Source organism: Enterobacter cloacae complex sp. P40C2, assembly GCF_014930695.1.
Lineage (GTDB): Bacteria > Pseudomonadota > Gammaproteobacteria > Enterobacterales > Enterobacteriaceae > Enterobacter > Enterobacter pasteurii.
The window spans coordinates 117,123-134,872 of sequence record NZ_JADBRP010000007.1; the positions used below are offsets into that span (position 1 = coordinate 117,123).

General features: G+C 58.1%; 17 protein-coding genes and 2 tRNA genes. 10 read left to right on the forward strand and 9 right to left on the reverse strand.

The features are described 5' to 3' along the window. Complete coding sequence (locus tag IM304_RS14750; protein WP_193356064.1) at positions 1-1,023, forward strand: HoxN/HupN/NixA family nickel/cobalt transporter; 1,023 nt, start codon at positions 1-3, stop codon at positions 1,021-1,023. Between the two features lie 86 nt (positions 1,024-1,109). Here the strand turns inward: IM304_RS14750 and norW are convergent, their stop codons facing one another. Beyond that, positions 1,110-2,243, reverse strand: a complete 1,134-nt coding sequence (gene norW / locus IM304_RS14755) for an NADH:flavorubredoxin reductase NorW (RefSeq protein WP_193356063.1) — start codon at positions 2,241-2,243, stop codon at positions 1,110-1,112. Then, positions 2,240-3,682, reverse strand: coding sequence for an anaerobic nitric oxide reductase flavorubredoxin (gene norV / locus IM304_RS14760; RefSeq protein ID WP_193356062.1), 1,443 nt, complete (start codon positions 3,680-3,682; stop codon positions 2,240-2,242). Before norV ends, norW begins: the two co-directional genes overlap by 4 nt. 187 nt (positions 3,683-3,869) lie before the next feature. On the opposite strand from norV, the gene norR reads away from it, so the two are divergent. Then, the gene (gene norR, locus IM304_RS14765; protein ID WP_193356061.1) at positions 3,870-5,384 is read left to right on the forward strand and encodes a nitric oxide reductase transcriptional regulator NorR; all 1,515 of its coding nucleotides are present in this window, start codon (positions 3,870-3,872) and stop codon (positions 5,382-5,384) included. Here the strand turns inward: norR and gutQ are convergent. From gutQ to srlA, 7 genes are all read right to left on the reverse strand, one after another. Next, complete coding sequence (gutQ, locus tag IM304_RS14770) at positions 5,381-6,346, reverse strand: arabinose-5-phosphate isomerase GutQ (protein ID WP_193356060.1); 966 nt, start codon at positions 6,344-6,346, stop codon at positions 5,381-5,383. The genes norR and gutQ overlap by 4 nt on opposite strands. Then, on the reverse strand, positions 6,339-7,112 hold the full coding sequence (locus tag IM304_RS14775; RefSeq protein WP_148421320.1) for a DNA-binding transcriptional repressor: 774 nt from the start codon (positions 7,110-7,112) through the stop codon (positions 6,339-6,341). The genes gutQ and IM304_RS14775 overlap by 8 nt, the downstream gene beginning before the upstream one ends. Before the next feature lie 63 nt (positions 7,113-7,175). Beyond that, on the reverse strand, positions 7,176-7,535 hold the full coding sequence (gutM, locus tag IM304_RS14780) for a transcriptional regulator GutM (RefSeq protein ID WP_148421322.1): 360 nt from the start codon (positions 7,533-7,535) through the stop codon (positions 7,176-7,178). A gap of 121 nt (positions 7,536-7,656) precedes the next feature. Continuing rightward, a complete protein-coding gene (srlD, locus tag IM304_RS14785) occupies positions 7,657-8,436 on the reverse strand; it encodes a sorbitol-6-phosphate dehydrogenase (protein ID WP_148421334.1) in 780 nt (259 codons plus the stop codon). Between the two features lie 14 nt (positions 8,437-8,450). After that, positions 8,451-8,813, reverse strand: a complete 363-nt coding sequence (gene srlB, locus IM304_RS14790; protein ID WP_148421336.1) for a PTS glucitol/sorbitol transporter subunit IIA — start codon at positions 8,811-8,813, stop codon at positions 8,451-8,453. Between the two features lie 12 nt (positions 8,814-8,825). Next, positions 8,826-9,785: a PTS glucitol/sorbitol transporter subunit IIB gene (locus IM304_RS14795; protein WP_148421338.1), complete on the reverse strand. Its 960-nt coding sequence runs from the start codon at positions 9,783-9,785 to the stop codon at positions 8,826-8,828. Next, on the reverse strand, positions 9,782-10,345 hold the full coding sequence (gene srlA / locus IM304_RS14800) for a PTS glucitol/sorbitol transporter subunit IIC (RefSeq protein WP_148421340.1): 564 nt from the start codon (positions 10,343-10,345) through the stop codon (positions 9,782-9,784). Before srlA ends, IM304_RS14795 begins: the two co-directional genes overlap by 4 nt. A 252-nt stretch (positions 10,346-10,597) precedes the next feature. Here srlA and mltB point away from each other — a divergent pair, with 252 nt between their 5' ends. From mltB to IM304_RS14840, 8 genes are all read left to right on the forward strand, one after another. Continuing rightward, positions 10,598-11,698, forward strand: coding sequence for a lytic murein transglycosylase B (gene mltB, locus IM304_RS14805; protein ID WP_176609643.1), 1,101 nt, complete (start codon positions 10,598-10,600; stop codon positions 11,696-11,698). 132 nt (positions 11,699-11,830) lie between these two features. Beyond that, positions 11,831-12,328: a nicotinamide-nucleotide amidase gene (gene pncC, locus IM304_RS14810; protein ID WP_176609644.1), complete on the forward strand. Its 498-nt coding sequence runs from the start codon at positions 11,831-11,833 to the stop codon at positions 12,326-12,328. An 89-nt stretch (positions 12,329-12,417) separates the two neighbouring features. Continuing rightward, positions 12,418-13,476 (forward strand): recombinase RecA, encoded by a 1,059-nt coding sequence (gene recA / locus IM304_RS14815; RefSeq protein WP_176609645.1) that lies wholly within the window; start codon positions 12,418-12,420, stop codon positions 13,474-13,476. 68 nt (positions 13,477-13,544) lie between these two features. Further along, complete coding sequence (gene recX / locus IM304_RS14820) at positions 13,545-14,045, forward strand: recombination regulator RecX (RefSeq protein WP_193356059.1); 501 nt, start codon at positions 13,545-13,547, stop codon at positions 14,043-14,045. A 131-nt stretch (positions 14,046-14,176) separates the two neighbouring features. After that, positions 14,177-16,804 carry an alanine--tRNA ligase gene (gene alaS / locus IM304_RS14825; protein WP_193356058.1) on the forward strand — a complete coding sequence of 876 codons (2,628 nt, stop codon included), beginning with the start codon at positions 14,177-14,179 and terminating at the stop codon, positions 16,802-16,804. 241 nt (positions 16,805-17,045) lie between these two features. Continuing rightward, complete coding sequence (gene csrA / locus IM304_RS14830; RefSeq protein WP_000906486.1) at positions 17,046-17,231, forward strand: carbon storage regulator CsrA; 186 nt, start codon at positions 17,046-17,048, stop codon at positions 17,229-17,231. A 342-nt stretch (positions 17,232-17,573) separates the two neighbouring features. Then, positions 17,574-17,666 (forward strand) — tRNA-Ser (locus IM304_RS14835). Between the two features lie 4 nt (positions 17,667-17,670). Next, positions 17,671-17,747: transfer RNA gene (locus tag IM304_RS14840), tRNA-Arg, on the forward strand. The last annotated feature ends 3 nt before the right edge of the window (positions 17,748-17,750 follow it).

Here is a 17,750-nt window from a genome sequence, read left to right on the forward strand (position 1 = left end):
ATGTTACGACTTCTACGCAATGAACCGCGCGCAGCGTGCCTGCTGCTGGCTCTGGTAATGGCTAATCTGCTGGCATGGGGGCTGGCGTGGCGCACCTTTAGCGGCAGTACGGCGCTGATGGCCGCCAGCCTGCTGGCCTGGTGTTACGGGCTGCGCCATGCGGTGGATGCTGACCACATCGCGGCCATTGATACCGTGACGCGTAAGATGATGCAGCAGGGCAAACGCCCGTCCGGGGTGGGCGCGTGGTTTTCCCTCGGACATTCCACCATCGTGGTGCTGGCGTCCATCGCTATTGCCGCCACCGCCACGGCGTTTCAGAAGAATATGGCCTGGCTTCACGAAACCGGCAGCCTGATTGGCACCGCCGTATCCGCCACCTTCCTGCTGGCGATGGCGCTGGTGAATATGGTGATCCTGCGCGGCGTGTGGCGCAGTTTCCGGGCGCTGAAAAACGGCAGGCCGGTGCGGGGGGACGTCACGCTTCCTGCGCAGGGTGGCGTGATGAACTGGCTGTTTGGCAAAACCTTCCGCCTCGTCAACAAAAGCTGGCAGATGTATCTGGTCGGCTTCCTGTTTGGCCTCGGATTTGACACCGCCACCGAGATTGGCGTGCTGGGGATCTCCGCCGCCAGCGCCTCCAGCGGTATGTCGGTATGGTCAATCATGATTTTCCCGGCGCTCTTCGCAAGCGGCATGGCGCTGGTGGATACGCTCGATAACCTGCTGATGGTTGGCGCGTACGGCTGGGCGTTCAACAAGCCGCAGCGCAAGCTGTACTACAACATGACTATCACCGGCACCTCGGTAGTGGTGGCGCTGTTTATCGGCGGGCTGGAAGCGCTGGGTCTGCTGATGGACAAATTTGGCCTCAGCGGCGGCGCGTGGGATCTGATTGGCGCGGTGAACGACAACCTTGGCGATGCCGGATTCGTGGTGGTCGGGCTGTTTGTCGCCTGCTGGCTGATCTCTATGGCCAACTACCGCTGGCGCGGCTATGACGCGCTGGTGGTGCGTTCCTGACTCAGGCTGGTGCCATAAAAAAAGCCCCAGGACATCGGGGCTGCGGACAATATAATCCAAAGGTTAAGTAAGCGTGGCAGAGAGGGTCAGGCAGGTAACGATTTCAGCAGCGCGAAGGCCTCCTTCATTCTGTCTTCGCTGACGACAAAGGCGCGCATCTGGCCGTCAGCATCCGTACCGCGCGCCACCATGCCCTGAGGCTCAATGGCGATCTGCCAGTTCAGATCCTGACGCTGCGTTTCGCCCGCGAGATGCAGCGGTAGCTCCGGCGTTTTTACCTTCACCAGCATGGCGGGTAATTTCACCGGCGCACTGCCCCCGAGCAGGTTTTTCGCCAGGAACATGGCGCTTAGCTGAATCGGCTGCAGGAAAGGCAGCACCTGGCCGTTAATTTCCGCGCAGTCGCCCAGGGCATAAATGTCCGGCTGGGTGGTTTGCAGGTAGCTGTCTACCTTCACGCCGCGGTTTACTTCGGCCCCGGCGCGATGCGCCAGCGCGGTTTCCGGGCGCAATCCCGTCGCCGCAATAACCACATCCACCTCAACGCTGCGGTTGCGGTCAAGGGTCGCGCGAATACCGCCTTCGGTTTTGCTCAGGCCCTGCAGCTGCGATTTCAGCAACAGATGGACGCCCATGTCGGTCAGACGATGCTGTAAGCGACTGCTTACTTCTGCCGGCATCAGCGCCGACAGAATGCTGGCCGCGTGGTCAACCAGGGTGACGGATTTACCCGCCCGACAGAAGTCCATCGCAAGCTCGGTGCCAATCAGCCCGCCGCCGACAATCATCACCCTGTCGGCATCGCGCAGCAGGGTTTCGCTGGCCTGATACTCCTGCTGGCTGTTGAGCGTGACCATCAGCTCGCGGCCCTCAACCGGCGGCACAAACGCAGATGCCCCCGTCGCCAGCACCAGCCTGTCGTACTGCCAGGTTTTATCCTTCGCCTTCACCACGCGGGCGTCGGCGTCGATATCGGTCACCCAGGTGTACGGAAACAGACGCAGGTTATACTGTTCCGCGAACTCCCCCGCCGTCTGGCGGGTGAGATCTTCGGCGCGCTGATTCTGGCTGATGACGTGGCTCAGATCGGGCTTGTTGTATTCGTCCATGCTGTCGGCGGCGATCACCGTCAGCGGCACGCTAGCGTCCTGTTTGCGGATATTTTTCACCAGCTGGCGGGCGGCAAAGCCCGAGCCGATGATGACGATACCGTTGCTCATTTTGCCTCCGTTGCCAGTTCGTCAAAGACGTCTTTTCCGAGGGAACATTCAGGGCAGAGGAAGTTGTCCGGAACCTCGCTCCACGGCGTGCCCGGCGCGACATCCTGCAACGGCTCGCCCAGTTCAGGATCGTAAATCCACTGGCAGACGCTGCACTGCATGCGTGGGCCGAGATCGGCGCTGGCTGCCCCGGCACAGGCTTGCGGCTGTTCGGCGGGCTGGGCTGCAACCTCAGGAAGCGGTGCGAGCGCCCACTGGCGTGCAATGTCGCGGCCATGCTGACGGCAGACTTCCAGCGCGTCGAGATCCGGGCGCCATTTCGCCTTCAGGCTCATGGACATCTCAAAACCGGCGTCCTGTAAACGGGTGGAGAGACGGTCTACCGCACCACCGCTCCAGCCGTGAGAACCAAAGGCGCTGGCGCGTTTGTTACGGAAGCGCAGGCCGGTCATCTCCTCCACCAGGCCAGCAATTTTCGGCATCATCACGTTGTTCATGGTGGAGGTCCCCACCAGCACGCCTTTAGAGCGGAAGACGTTGGTCAGGATTTCGTTTTTATCGCTGCGCGCCACGTTGAAGATTTTCACCGCCACGTTCGGGTCGACTTCGTTAATCCCCTGGGCAATCGCGTCCGCCATCATGCGGGTATTGTTGGACATGGTGTCGTAGAAGATTGTGATACGGTCTTCCTGATAATCCGCGGCCCATTTCAGGTACAGCTCAACGATCTGGGTTGGGTTTTCACGCCACACCACCCCGTGGGAGGTGGCAATCATGTCCACCGGCAGGTTGAAGCCGAGGATCTCGGTGATTTTTGGCGTTACCAGGCGGCTGAACGGCGTCAGGATGTTGGCGTAGTAGCGCTGGCACTGTTCGAACAGCTCGGCCTGATCCACTTCATCGTTGAACAGGCGTTCGTCGCAGTAGTGCTGGCCGAAGGCGTCGTTGCTGAACAGCACCGCGTCGCCGGTCATGTAGGTCATCATGCTGTCCGGCCAGTGGAGCATCGGGGTTTCCACGAAGATCAGCTGTTTGCCGTTGCCGATATCCAGCGTGTCGCCGGTTTTTACGGTGTGGAAGTTCCACTCCGGATGGTGGTGGTGGCCGTTGATGGAGTCAATGGCGTTGGTGGTGCAGTAGATCGGGGTGTCCGGGATGTTAGACATCAGCTCGGTCAGCGCCCCGGCGTGATCCTCTTCCGCGTGGTTGATGATGATGTAGTCGATATCGTTCAGGTCGATTTCGCTGCGCAGGTTCTGCACGAACTCGCGGCTGAATTTGTGGTCGACGGTATCGATGAGGACGTTTTTACCTTCACGGATGAGATAGCTGTTGTAGCTGCTGCCGCGCAGCGTTTTATATTCCGTACCGTGGAAATCACGTACTTCCCAGTCACGTTGACCAACCCAATGAATGTTATTTTTAACCAGAATAGACATAGCAACCTCAGCGTAATACAGCGTTTTCAAATAAGATGCTGTACCTATATCAAGTTGCGTGCCAACTTTTTAACTTCTTGATAATAATGAAAATATAAATTTATGACCCCTAATGGGTAGTCATTATGACTATCTAAAAAGCTGTCAATATGACACTATGCATTGTCAAAATGACTGTGAGGCAGACATGAGCTTTTCCGTAGACGTGCTGGCGAAGATCGCCATTGAACTGCAAACCGGTATCGGGCATCAGGACCGCTTTCAGCGGCTGATCTCTACGCTGCGCCACGTGCTGGCGTGCGATGCGTCGGCGCTGCTGCGCTATGAGGGGCGGCAGTTTATTCCGCTGGCAATCGACGGGCTGGCGCAGGACGTGCTCGGGCGACGCTTTACGCTGGAAGGCCATCCGCGTCTGGAGACCATCGCCCGCGCGGGTGACGTCGTGCGGTTTCCGGCGGACAGCGATCTGCCCGACCCGTACGACGGGCTTATTCCCGGACAGGAGAGCCTGAAGGTGCACGCCTGCATCGGCCTGCCGCTCTTCGCAGGGCAGAACCTGATTGGCGCGCTCACCCTCGACGGCATGTCGCCGGACCAGTTTGATACGTTCAGCGACGAAGAGCTGCGCCTCATTGCCGCGCTGGCGGCCGGTGCGCTGAACAACGCCCTGCTGATAGAGCAGCTGGAGAGCCAGAATATCCTTCCCGGCAGCCCGACGGCGTTCGGCGAGGTGGCGCACACGGAGATGATCGGCCTTTCGCCGGGCATGGAGCAGCTCAAAAAAGAGATTGAGATAGTCGCCGCGTCCGACCTGAACGTGCTGATCTTCGGGGAAACCGGTACCGGTAAAGAGCTGGTGGCGAAAGCCATCCATGAGGCTTCGCCGCGCGCGGTGAACCCGCTGGTGTACCTCAACTGCGCGGCCCTGCCTGAAAGCGTGGCGGAGAGCGAGCTGTTCGGCCACGTCAAAGGGGCGTTTACCGGGGCGATCAGCAACCGCAGCGGCAAGTTTGAAATGGCCGATAACGGCACGCTGTTCCTGGACGAAATTGGCGAACTCTCCCTTTCGCTACAGGCCAAGCTGCTGCGGGTGTTGCAGTACGGCGACATCCAGCGCGTGGGCGATGACCGCAGCCTTCGGGTGGACGTGCGCGTGCTGGCAGCGACCAACCGGGATCTGCGCGAGGAGGTGCTGGCGGGCAATTTCCGCGCTGACCTGTTCCACCGCCTGAGCGTGTTTCCGCTCTCCGTGCCGCCGCTGCGCGAGCGGGGGGACGACGTGGTGCTGCTGGCGGGCTTTTTCTGCGAGCAGTGTCGGCTCAAAATGGGGCTTTCCCGGGTGGTGCTCAGCCCCGGCGCGAGGTCGCACCTGCTGAGCTACGGCTGGCCGGGCAACGTGCGCGAGCTGGAACATGCGATTCACCGTGCGGTCGTGCTGGCGCGGGCGACGCGTTCGGGGGATGAGGTGGTTATTCATGCGCGGCATTTTGCGCTGCATGAGGAAAGTGCGCCGATCGTGAAGCCGGCTGCGCCTGAGAGCGCCAGCGAAAACCTGCGCGAGGCGACGGAAGCATTTCAGCGTCAGATGATTACCCGCGCGCTGGAGCAGAATAACCGCAGCTGGGCGGCGTGCGCGCGGGCGCTGGAGATGGACGTCGCCAACCTTCACCGGCTGGCGAAACGTCTTGGGCTGAAGGGTTAAATAATCCCTGCCTGGTAGAAATCCTGCAGGTTGATGGCGCCGCACAGCCTGCCGTGCTCGTCCACCACCGGCGCGGCGGTGATTTTGCGCTTCATCAGCACCTCTTTGGCTTCAATGGCGCGGCTGTCGGCATTCAGCGTCAGCCCGCCTCTGGTCATCGCCTCTGAGACCAGCGCCTCAAGACCGCCGCCGCCCACCAGCCAGCGACGCAGGTCGCCGTCGGTGAATACCCCCTTCACCAGGCTGTCGTTATCGCACACCGCAACCAGCCCCAGCCCGGTGCGGCTCAGCTCCAGCATCGCGTCCATCACGCTGGTGTCGAGTTTGACCTGCGGAATGGCATCGTCCGTGCGCATCAGGTGGTGAACCTTGTTGAGCAGGCGTGCCCCAAGCGCCCCGGCCGGATGCGAACGGGCAAAGTCTTCTTCATTAAAGCCGCGCGCCTGCATCACCGCCATCGCCAGCGCGTCGCCCATCATCAGCGTGTTGACGGTGCTGGAGGTCGGTGCCAGATGCATCGGGCAGGCCTCGCGCTCAACGGAGATATCCAGCGTGGCCTTAGCGGCCAGCGCCAGCGGCGAGCGGGATTTTCCGGTCATCGCCAGCAGCGCAACCGATTTTTCCTGCAGACGTGGAATAATGAGATCCAGCTCTTTGGCCGAGCCGGAGTAGGAGATAAACAGCATCACGTCGCGGCTTTCGATCATCCCCAGATCGCCGTGCAGCGCTTCGGCAGGGTGAACGAAGAATGCCGGGGTGCCGGTACTGGCAAGCGTCGCCGCAATCTTCTTGCCGATATGGCCGGATTTACCAATGCCCGCCACAATCACTTTGCCTTCGCAGTGGATAATGGTGTTGGCCGCGCGGACAAAATCCTCGCCCAGACGTTCCGGCAGGCGGCTGGCCTCCTGTAGCTCAAGCATCAGCGTCTGGCGGCCCGTTTCTAACAGAAAATCACTCATCTCTCTCTCCGGTTACGATCACGTCGATGCCTTTCTCTTCCAGCGCTTTTTTAAACGCCGGGTCGATACCCGCGTCGGTAATCAGCTTGTCGACGCTTTCCAGGCTACAGACAATGTTGGGGCTTTTACGGCCAAACTTCGACGAGTCCGCCATTAAAATGACCTCCCGCGCGGCGTTACACATCGCTTTGCTGACGCTGAACACCTCGTTGAAGGTGGTGACGCCCGCGTTCAGGTCAATACCGTCGGTGCCCATAAACAGCTTATCGAAGCTGAAGTGGTCGAAGGCGTTCTCCGCCAACTGGCCGTGAAACGACGCCGATTTCTTACGGAAGGTACCGCCGGGCATCAGGATGGTCTGCTCGCTGTCGAACTCCGACAGGGCATTGACGATGTGCAGGCTGTTGGTCATCACCGTGATGTTGTTAAAGCGGCTGAGCAGCGGGATCATCTGCAGGACGGTGCTGCCCGCGTCGAGGATGATGGAATCACCGTCGTGAATGAATTTCACCGCCGCTTCGGCAATCAGCGCCTTCTGGTGGGTGTTAATCAACGTTTTGTGATCGATAGGCGGGTCGGCTTCATCCTTATTGAGCACCACGCCGCCGTAGGTACGAATGACGGCGCCGGAGTTTTCGAGCAACACCAGATCCTTGCGTATTGTCGTGCCGGTGGTGTCAAAGTAGTGGGCCAGCTCTTCTACCGAGCACTTTCCCTGCTTTTGCAGATGCTCAAGAATGGCCGCCTGCCGCTGACGAGGTTTCATAGGCGCTTCGTTCCTTACGTTGCGAAATGATAATTTCGCAAGTCTGTAACTTTCACAACGAAATTATCCATGTTTCAGATTAAGCGCTAATGATAGTGCATTCTGACAGAGCGAATCATGGGGAAAGATCACATCAGGTTGTAATTCATGCAGCGCGATACCGTTGATTGCCTGAATTTTCGCCGGACGGGCAAACACCGTCATGCCGCGCATGATGAGGGAGTCGCACACCCGATCGTGTTCATCCAGCGCAACGGCAACCACCACGCGCGGTTTGAAGCGGCCGCCGGAGCGCCCGACGCCCACGCGGCCTTTCTGGCACAGGGCGTCAAACGCGCGGTTAAACTGGTGAATTTGCCAGCCGCCGAACGCCATCTGGCAGAGCCAGGCGAGGGCGGCGACGGTGATTAATGCGGTTACCATATCGGCTCCTTATTTTTCCTCACCCCTCACCCTAACCCTCTCCCCACAGGGGAGAGGGGACAAAACACACCCTCTCCCCTGTGGGGAGAGGGCCGGGGTGAGGGGAAAACAAACCGCTCGATCAGAACATCACCTGCCCGCCGGTGACGTTAATCGACTGCCCGGTGCAGTACGAGGCCTTCGGGCTGGCGTAAAACAGCAGCATGTTCAGCACGTCCTGATAGTCGCACCCGCGCTTCAGCGGCACTTTATCGATGTAGTACTGCTCCACTTCCTCAGCTTTAATTCCGAGCTTGGTGGCGTACTGCGGCAGCAGGGACTGGAACATCGGCGACTTCAGCAGGTTGCCCAGCATCAGCGAGTGAACGGTAATCCCGTATTCGGCCAGATCAAGCGCCAGGGACTGCGTTAGCCCCACGCCGCCGAACTTCGCCGCGCTGTAGCCGGAGTTATGCTTGCTGCCCACTTTCCCGGATTTCGAGTTGATCTGAATGATGCGCCCCTGAATGCCGTCGCGGATCATCAGGCGGGAAAACTCGCGGGCGCAGAGGAAATAGCCCACCAGATTCACCTGCAGCGAGCGGTCAAAGTCCCCCAGCTCGAAATCGCTGATGAACGCCGCTTTCGCTATCCCCGCGCTGTAGACCAGCAGGTCGGTACGGCCAAATATCTCGTCCACGCCGCGGGCGAGGGCCATCACGCTCTGCTCGCTGGTGGCGTCTGCGCCAAACCCGTACGCCATCCCTTCGCCATACTCGGTGTTGATGGCGTCCGCCACGCGGGCGGCTTTTTCACTCTGAATATCCACTACCGCCACGCGGTAACCCTCAGCGGCAAGCCCACGGCAGAGGAACTCGCCTAAGGTTTGTCCCCCACCAATGACAACGGCAACCTGACTCATGTGACTCTCCTTAATTACGCAACAAATTTTAACGTGCAGCCTGGGGTAACAGCCTGCGGAACCGGGCCATCAACGTGCACCGTGCCGGGATATTCCGCCTGCGGCTGGCCGTCGAAGCGCAGGGTGATGTGGCCCAGCTCGCGCAGGTTCTGCTCGGCCACGTCGCCGACGGCGGTCACGGCATAGCGCGCCTCGCCCAGTTCAAGCTGACTTCCTGCCTTCAGCTCGCCGTTAAGCTCGCCGTGGCAGTGGATAAAGCAAAATTCTTCGATATCCGCCGGTGCTCCTTCGCGGAAGGTGATCAGCATCTGGTCGCTGAGCGCATCCGCTGCGCTCTGGCCGATGCGGGTAATCGTGGTCTGGTAAATAACGGTCATCGCAGGAACCTCTTATTGATAAATAAAGCCGGAGACAAACCAGGCAATCAGCACCGTTGGCGCGCCCGTCAGGAAGCGGCTGACCAGCACGGACGGCACGCCCACGCGCACGGTCTCCTGACGCGCTTCGGCCAGCGACAGCCCGACGGGGATAAAGTCGCACGCCGCCTGGGCGTTAATGGCAAACAGGGCGGGCAGGGCGAGGTGCGGGGGAATGTTGCCCAGGCCAATCTGCACGCCAATCAGCACGCCGATGACCTGGGCAATCACCGCGCCCGGGCCAAGAAACGGCGACAGCAGCGGGAAGGAGCAGATCAGCGCCAGCGTCACCAGCCCGAGCGGATGGCTGGCGAGCGGGGCAAGGCCGTGGGCAATCCAGTCCCCCAGGCCGGACGCCATGATGATGCCGATCAGCGCCGAGACGAAGGCCATAAACGGCAGAATGGTTTTCAGCACCGTGTCGATGGTGTCGCGCCCGGACTGGAACAGCACCGCCACGGCGGACCCCATCCCCATCCCGACCTTCGCCAGCAGGCCGTCGCTCTGCTCGGTGATCTTCTTGCTGGTGTCGTACTCGCGCGGTGCCGCTTTTTGCGGCGCGGGAGTGCCATTCACCAGAGTGATGTTTTCCTCCTTCACGCCCGAGACATAAATATCTTCTAGGATGTACTGCGCCAGCGGGCCCGATTTTCCGGTGGAGTGAATATTCACCGTAGGAATGCGGCGCTTTGGGTAGATGCCGCAGCGCAGGGTGCCGCCGCAGTCGATGACCGCCACGCCGATTTCCGCTTCCGGCGGCTCGCCCTCCCTGAAGCCGTCGACCGCTTCCCAGCCGGTGAGCTCGCGCAGCCTGTCAACGATCGCCGGGCGCGTGCCCGCGGTAATGTAGACGATCTTTTTGCCTGCGGCGGCGTCGAACTCCAGAGGGCCGCCCCAGCCGCCCGTGCCTTTCTCAATGCGGATCCGGTTCATGCTGTCGCTCCTGAAAGGTGAACTTTTTGTTCAAGCTGGATGCCCATTTTTCTCTCGAAAAGGGTGGTGGTCAGGTCCGTTACCCAGCCGCGGAAGAAGTTAGTCACCAGGCCAACCAGCAGGTAGCTCACCGCCAGCGGGCCGAGCGGCAGGCCAAGGGTGGTGAGGCCGCTGGCGATCCCGAGGTAAACAAACAGCTCGCCGGGGTTAATGTGCGGAAACAGGCCGTTCATGGAATGGCAGCTGTAGGAGGCGGCGGCGTAGTAGCTCGGCTTGTACTTCTCCGGCATAAAGCGGCCAAGGCTTAAGGTCATCGGGTTGCAGAAAACAAAGGTGCCGATGAAGGGCAGTATCAGGTAGCGGGACAGCGGGTTTCCGGCACAGCGCTGGGCGAAGCGTTCAATGCGCTGCTGGCCGATAAAGTTAATCAGCGCGTTCATGATCACCAGCAGGCTGATCAGCAGGGGCAGGATCCCGGTCACCATGCCGGTGAACACTTCGCCCCCTTTCTGGAACAGCCCGATGAACCACTCGGCACCGTGGGTGATGGTTTCTATCATTCTTCTCTCCTGTAAGGCTTTTTTGTTTTGTATAACTGGGGCTAATAATAATCACTTTGAAAGGTTTTAAAGTGTTATTTAGATCTCACAATGAAAGAAAAATAGATTATTTTGAAAGTTTATTGATGCGGTGAATTGTTTTCGGCAGAAAAAAGCGCTGATTTACGTTGGGAAGGTGCGTACCGCTTCCTTGAGGAGTCGGGGATGCTTTACCATACTGGGTTCTTACCGGACTCGTTAAATGGATGCCACATGTTCAAGCGTCGTTATGCAGCGCTGTTGCCTGCGCTTATTCTCCTGTCTGCCTGTAGTAGCAAACCTAAGACCGAAGCCGCTCAGCAAACGGCGGGCGCGCCTTCTGGCGGGTTCCTGCTGGAGCCACAGCACAATATGATGCAGATGGGCGGCGACTTCGCGAATAATCCTGCGGCCGAACAGTTCATCGATAAAATGGTGAGCAAGCACGGTTTTGACCGCCAGCAGCTGCATGCCATTTTGTCCCAGGCGAAGCGTCTGGACTACGTGCTGCGCCTGATGGACCGCCAGGCACCGACGGCCCAGGTGCCGACCGGGCCAAACGGCGCGTGGCTGCGCTACCGTAAACAGTTTATTACCCCGGACAACGTGCAGAATGGCGTGGCGTTCTGGAACCAGTATGAAGATGCGCTCAACCGCGCGTGGCAGGTCTACGGCGTGCCGCCGGAAATCATTGTCGGGATCATCGGCGTGGAAACCCGCTGGGGACGCGTGATGGGCAAAACCCGCATTCTTGATGCGCTGGCGACGCTCTCCTTCAACTACCCGCGCCGCGCCGAGTATTTCTCGTCTGAACTGGAAACGTTCCTGCTGATGGCGCGAGACGAACAGGACGATCCGCTGGATCTGAAAGGCTCGTTCGCCGGTGCCATGGGCTACGGCCAGTTTATGCCGTCTTCCTATAAGCAGTACGCGGTTGATTTTAACGGCGATGGACACATTAACCTGTGGGATCCTGAGGATGCCATCGGCAGCGTGGCTAACTACTTCAAAGCACACGGCTGGACGCCGGGCGGCCAGGTGGCGGTGCAGGCGAACGGCGAGGCGTTTGGTCTGGCAAACGGATTCAAAACCAAATACAGCGTTGCGCAGCTGGCAGCGGCAGGCCTAACGCCGACGCAGCCGCTGGGTAACGTTGACCAGGTGAGCCTGCTGCGTCTGGACGTGGGGACCGGTTATCAGTACTGGTTCGGCCTGCCGAACTTCTACACCATCACCCGCTACAACCACAGCACGCACTATGCGATGGCCGTGTGGCAGCTGGGCCTGGCGGTATCGCAGGCGCGTGTGCCGGCGGCGTCACCGTTCAGTCAGTAATGGCCTTCTCCGCAGCCGGTGCGCCCGCACCGGCTATTTTCTGAAGCCCCCTCGTAAAACCTGAAGCGCGTCCCCATATCTGATAAGAAAGTGCTATCTTGTGCTGCATGTTTTCTACGGCCTGGAGCGATAATGACTGACCATGAATTGATGCAGCTTAGCGAAGTGGTAGGGCTGGCGCTGAAGCAGCGTGGCGCGACCATCACCACCGCAGAATCCTGCACCGGCGGCTGGGTGGCGAAGGCGATTACCGATATTGCCGGCAGTTCCGCCTGGTTTGAACGCGGGTTTGTAACCTACAGTAACGAGGCTAAAGCGCAGATGATCGGCGTGCGTGAAGCCACGCTTGAACAGCATGGCGCGGTCAGCGAGCCGGTGGTGATCGAGATGGCTATCGGTGCGCTCAAAGCGGCGCGGGCAGATTACGCGGTTTCCATCAGCGGCATCGCGGGGCCGGACGGCGGCAGCGACGTGAAGCCTGTCGGCACCGTCTGGTTTGGCTTTGCCACCTCTCAAGGTGAAGGGATCACCCGCCGGGAATGCTTCAGCGGCGACCGCGAAAGCGTGCGTCGTCAGGCCACCGTTTATGCTTTAAAAACGCTCTGGCAACATTTTCTACAAAATACTTGATACTGTATGACTATACAGTATAATTGCCTCAACAGAACAGAAGTCCATGGTGAAGCGCAGTTGCTTCTCCCGGCATGACAGGAGTAATAATGGCTATCGACGAAAACAAACAGAAAGCGTTGGCGGCAGCACTGGGCCAGATCGAAAAGCAATTCGGTAAAGGCTCCATCATGCGCCTGGGTGAAGACCGTTCCATGGACGTGGAAACCATCTCTACCGGTTCGCTTTCTCTTGATATCGCACTGGGCGCTGGCGGTTTGCCGATGGGCCGTATCGTAGAAATCTACGGTCCGGAATCCTCAGGTAAAACGACCCTGACGCTGCAGGTCGTTGCGGCGGCACAGCGTGAAGGTAAAACCTGTGCGTTTATCGATGCCGAGCACGCGCTGGACCCAGTCTATGCCCGTAAACTGGGCGTTGATATTGACAACCTGCTGTGTTCTCAGCCAGACACCGGCGAGCAGGCACTGGAAATTTGTGACGCGCTGGCGCGCTCAGGTGCGGTTGACGTGATCATCGTCGACTCCGTTGCTGCGCTGACGCCAAAAGCGGAAATCGAAGGTGAAATCGGTGACTCTCACATGGGCCTCGCGGCACGTATGATGAGCCAGGCGATGCGTAAGCTGGCGGGTAACCTGAAGCAGTCCAATACGCTGCTGATCTTCATCAACCAGATCCGTATGAAAATTGGTGTGATGTTCGGTAACCCGGAAACCACCACCGGTGGTAACGCACTGAAATTCTACGCCTCTGTCCGTCTGGATATCCGCCGTATCGGTGCGGTGAAAGAGGGCGAGAACGTGGTGGGTAGCGAAACCCGCGTGAAGGTTGTGAAGAACAAAATCGCAGCACCGTTCAAGCAGGCTGAGTTCCAGATCCTCTACGGCGAAGGCATCAACTTCCTCGGCGAGCTGGTTGACCTGGGCGTGAAAGAGAAGCTGATTGAAAAAGCGGGCGCATGGTACAGCTACAACGGCGACAAGATTGGTCAGGGTAAAGCGAATGCTATCTCCTGGCTGAAAGAGAACCCGGCTGCGGCGAAAGAAATCGAGAAGAAGGTGCGTGAGCTTCTGCTGAACAACCAGGACTCTAAACCTGATTTCGTGGTTGACGGCGCGGATGCTGAAGAAACCAACGAAGACTTTTAATCCTCTCGGATAAAAATGAAGGGCTGCTGATGCGGCCCTTTTTGCATTTCTGAATCGACAGGTTTTTTATGAGTGAACCAACATCGCGCCGACCCGCCTACTCGCGCCTGCTGGACCGGGCTGTGCGTATTCTCGCCGTGCGCGACCATAGCGAGCAGGAGCTGCGGCGGAAACTGTCAGCGCCCGTCATGAGCAAAAACGGGCCGGAAGCGATTGATGCCACCGCGGAAGATTACGACCGCGTGATTGCCTGGTGCTACGAGCATCATTATCTTGATGACGGCCGTTTTGCCTCACGCTTTCTCGCCAGCCGTGGCCGCAAAGGCTACGGCCCGGCGCGTATCCGCCAGGAGCTGAACCAGAAAGGCGTTGCCCGTGAAGCCATTGAAAAAGCCATGCGTGAAAGTGACATCGACTGGTGCGAACTGGCGCGCGAGCAGGCGGTACGAAAGTACGGCGAGCCGCTGCCGCGTGAATTTTCGGAAAAGGTTAAAATCCAGCGCTTTTTGCTCTACCGGGGCTTTCTGATGGAAGATATTCAGGATATCTGGCGTAATTTTACCGATTGAACGCATGCGGGATTTTACTTCCCACTAAAGAAAACTTATCTTATTCCCACTTTTTCCAGTAGCTGGTCCGTCCAACTGTTTTCAGATACAGATCTGCTGCGACATTTCGTTAGCTTGATTTCAGGATAATTATGAGCAAGAGCACCGCTGAGATCCGTCAGGCGTTTCTCGATTTTTTCCATAGTAAGGGACACCAGGTTGTTGCCAGCAGCTCCCTGGTACCGAACAATGACCCGACTCTGCTGTTTACCAACGCCGGGATGAACCAGTTCAAGGATGTGTTCCTTGGTCTCGACAAGCGTAATTATTCCCGCGCCACAACCTCACAGCGTTGCGTGCGTGCGGGCGGTAAACACAACGACCTGGAAAACGTCGGTTACACCGCGCGCCACCACACCTTCTTCGAAATGCTGGGTAACTTCAGCTTCGGCGACTACTTCAAACACGACGCCATTCAATACGCGTGGGAACTGCTGACCGGTGAAAACTGGTTCAACCTGCCGAAAGAGCGTCTGTGGGTCACCGTTTACGAGACCGATGACGAAGCGTTTGAGATCTGGGAAAAAGAAGTTGGTATCCCACGCGAACGTATCATTCGTATCGGTGACAACAAGGGCGCGCCTTACGCGTCCGACAACTTCTGGCAGATGGGTGACACCGGTCCCTGCGGCCCGTGCACCGAGATCTTCTACGATCACGGCGACCATATCTGGGGCGGCCCTCCGGGCAGCGCGGAAGAAGACGGCGATCGCTACATTGAGATCTGGAACATCGTCTTCATGCAGTTCAACCGTCAGGCTGACGGCACCATGGAGCCGCTGCCAAAACCGTCCGTTGATACCGGCATGGGCCTGGAGCGTATCGCGGCCGTTCTGCAACACGTCAACTCCAACTATGAAATTGACCTGTTCAGCACCCTGATTAAAGCCGTTGCCGACGTGACGGGCGCAACCGATCTGAACAACAAATCTCTGCGCGTGATTGCGGACCATATTCGTTCCTGCGCGTTCCTGATTGCTGACGGCGTTATCCCGTCGAATGAAAACCGCGGCTACGTGCTGCGTCGTATCATTCGCCGCGCGATCCGTCACGGCAACATGCTGGGCGCTAAGGACACCTTCTTCTATAAGCTCGTTGGGCCACTGATTGGCGTAATGGGTTCTGCCGGCGACGAGCTGAAGCGCCAGCAGGCGCAGGTAGAGCAGGTTCTGAAAACCGAAGAAGAGCAGTTTGCCCGTACGCTGGAGCGCGGACTTGCGCTGCTTGACGACGAGCTGGCAAAACTGAAGGGCGACACGCTGGACGGCGAAACCGCTTTCCGCCTGTACGACACCTACGGCTTCCCGGTTGACCTGACGGCTGACGTTTGCCGCGAGCGCAACATCAAGGTTGACGAAGCCGGCTTTGAAGCCGCAATGGAAGAGCAGCGTCGCCGCGCGCGTGAATCCAGCGGTTTTGGCGCGGACTACAACGCGATGATCCGCGTGGACAGCGCGTCTGAATTCAAAGGCTACGAAGAGCTGGCGCTGACCAGCAACGTGACCGCACTGTTTGTTGACGGCAAGGCCGTAGACAGCATCAGCGCGGGCCAGGAAGCCGTGGTCATTCTGGATAAAACGCCATTCTATGCGGAATCAGGTGGTCAGGTTGGCGATAAAGGTGAACTGAAAGGCAATGGCTTCAGCTTCAGCGTGAGCGACACTCAGAAATACGGTCAGGCGATCGGTCACCAGGGCAAACTGGTTTCCGGCTCTCTGAAGGTGGGTGAGGGCGTTCAGGCTAACGTTGATGAAGCCCGTCGCGCGCGCATTCGTCTGAACCACTCTGCAACCCACCTGATGCACGCAGCCCTGCGTGAAGTGCTGGGTACCCACGTTGCACAGAAAGGTTCTCTGGTTAATGACAAAATGCTGCGCTTCGACTTCTCGCATTTTGAAGCGATGAAGCCGTCTGAAATCCGCGCGGTGGAAGACCTGGTGAACGCGCAGATCCGCCGTAACCTGCCGATCGAAACCCATGTAATGGATCTCGAGGCGGCGAAGAAAGCGGGTGCAATGGCGCTGTTCGGCGAGAAATATGACGATCGCGTGCGCGTACTGAGCATGGGCGACTTCTCTACCGAGCTGTGCGGCGGTACTCACGCTTCTCGCACCGGCGATATCGGCCTGTTCCGCATCGTTTCTGAATCGGGTACTGCTGCGGGCGTTCGTCGTATCGAAGCGGTGACCGGCGAAGGCGCAATCGCCAGCCTGCACGCGCAGAGCGATCAGCTGCACGACATCGCGCAGCTGCTCAAAGGCGATAGCCAGAACCTGAGCGAGAAAGTGCGCGTTGCGCTGGATCGTACCCGTCAGCTGGAAAAAGAGCTTCAGCAGCTTAAAGAGCAGGCTGCGGCACAGGAGAGTGCGAACCTCTCCAGCAAAGCGGTAGACATTAAGGGCGTTAAACTGCTGGTCAGCGATCTGGCGGGCGTTGAGCCTAAGATGCTGCGTACGATGGTCGACGATCTGAAGAACCAGCTTGGTTCAACGGTTATCGTGCTGGCGACGGTCGCAGAGGGTAAGGTTTCTCTGATTGCGGGGGTCTCTAAAGACGTAACTGACCGCGTTAAAGCAGGGGAACTGATTGGCATGGTCGCCCAGCAGGTGGGTGGTAAAGGTGGCGGTCGTCCGGACATGGCACAAGCCGGTGGTACGGATGCGGCGGCACTTCCCGCGGCATTAGCCAGCGTTGAAAGCTGGGTAAGCGCGAAACTGTAATAACTACAAAGCACAAGCAGACGCCATAGCGGTAACGTTATGGCGTCTTGCTCACTGCGCTATCGATAACGATAAAGTCAGGTTGAGTTTGTGTATATCGGCTAAACTTACGTTTAACAGAATGTGATGCCGTGACTGCTTACACTTTACGTGTTTGTCATCGCTTACTTTTTGGCGTTATATGATGGATAATGCCGGGATACAAGAGACCCGACTCTTTTAATCTTTCAAGGAGCAAAGAATGCTGATTCTGACTCGTCGAGTTGGTGAGACCCTCATGATTGGGGATGAGGTCACCGTGACAGTTTTAGGGGTAAAGGGTAACCAGGTACGTATTGGTGTTAACGCTCCTAAAGAAGTATCTGTCCACCGTGAAGAGATCTACCAGCGTATCCAGGCTGAAAAATCCCAGCAGTCCAGTTACTGATATTGTCGCGTCTCGCTGTCGAGCGAGACGCAACCCTCCTGCTATTTTTCCTGCATAAAGTTACCGTTCTATTTCAAACGCTGCGTTTTTAACCACCCCCATACCTTTATCTCATCAAAATCACCCGCTTCTCTCTGGAGATTTCTGTGAAGATACCTGCAAAATCCGCTTATAAAACACTCTCCTTGCGGCTTTTACATGCGAATTGCGTGCGAATTGTGCAAACGAAAAAAGCATGTGGAAAATTGTTTGACTTATAAGTCCCAGAAAGTAATATATGCGCCACGCAGCGACGAGAAGCTCTTAACGAGTTACTCGAAGCACTCGAAAGAGGCGTTGTGTGGTGAGGTGGCCGAGAGGCTGAAGGCGCTCCCCTGCTAAGGGAGTATGCGGTCAAAAGCTGCATCCGGGGTTCGAATCCCCGCCTCACCGCCATTTTGCATCCGTAGCTCAGCTGGATAGAGTACTCGGCTACGAACCGAGCGGTCGGAGGTTCGAATCCTCCCGGATGCACCATCT

Excerpts from the sequence above, each read along its gene's own strand:
- gutM (WP_148421322.1), bottom strand. The coding sequence starts at position 7,535 with ATGGTAACCGCATTAATCACCGTCGCCGCCCTCGCCTGGCTCTGCCAG.
- recA (WP_176609645.1), top strand. The coding sequence starts at position 12,418 with ATGGCTATCGACGAAAACAAACAGAAAGCGTTGGCGGCAGCACTGGGC.
- IM304_RS14750 (WP_193356064.1), top strand. The coding sequence starts at position 1 with ATGTTACGACTTCTACGCAATGAACCGCGCGCAGCGTGCCTGCTGCTG.
- recX (WP_193356059.1), top strand. The coding sequence starts at position 13,545 with ATGAGTGAACCAACATCGCGCCGACCCGCCTACTCGCGCCTGCTGGAC.
- norR (WP_193356061.1), top strand. The coding sequence starts at position 3,870 with ATGAGCTTTTCCGTAGACGTGCTGGCGAAGATCGCCATTGAACTGCAA.
- srlA (WP_148421340.1), bottom strand. The coding sequence starts at position 10,345 with ATGATAGAAACCATCACCCACGGTGCCGAGTGGTTCATCGGGCTGTTC.
- mltB (WP_176609643.1), top strand. The coding sequence starts at position 10,598 with ATGTTCAAGCGTCGTTATGCAGCGCTGTTGCCTGCGCTTATTCTCCTG.
- alaS (WP_193356058.1), top strand. The coding sequence starts at position 14,177 with ATGAGCAAGAGCACCGCTGAGATCCGTCAGGCGTTTCTCGATTTTTTC.
- gutQ (WP_193356060.1), bottom strand. The coding sequence starts at position 6,346 with ATGAGTGATTTTCTGTTAGAAACGGGCCGCCAGACGCTGATGCTTGAG.
- csrA (WP_000906486.1), top strand. The coding sequence starts at position 17,046 with ATGCTGATTCTGACTCGTCGAGTTGGTGAGACCCTCATGATTGGGGAT.
- srlD (WP_148421334.1), bottom strand. The coding sequence starts at position 8,436 with ATGAGTCAGGTTGCCGTTGTCATTGGTGGGGGACAAACCTTAGGCGAG.
- IM304_RS14775 (WP_148421320.1), bottom strand. The coding sequence starts at position 7,112 with ATGAAACCTCGTCAGCGGCAGGCGGCCATTCTTGAGCATCTGCAAAAG.
- norV (WP_193356062.1), bottom strand. The coding sequence starts at position 3,682 with ATGTCTATTCTGGTTAAAAATAACATTCATTGGGTTGGTCAACGTGAC.
- norW (WP_193356063.1), bottom strand. The coding sequence starts at position 2,243 with ATGAGCAACGGTATCGTCATCATCGGCTCGGGCTTTGCCGCCCGCCAG.
- IM304_RS14795 (WP_148421338.1), bottom strand. The coding sequence starts at position 9,785 with ATGAACCGGATCCGCATTGAGAAAGGCACGGGCGGCTGGGGCGGCCCT.
- srlB (WP_148421336.1), bottom strand. The coding sequence starts at position 8,813 with ATGACCGTTATTTACCAGACCACGATTACCCGCATCGGCCAGAGCGCA.
- pncC (WP_176609644.1), top strand. The coding sequence starts at position 11,831 with ATGACTGACCATGAATTGATGCAGCTTAGCGAAGTGGTAGGGCTGGCG.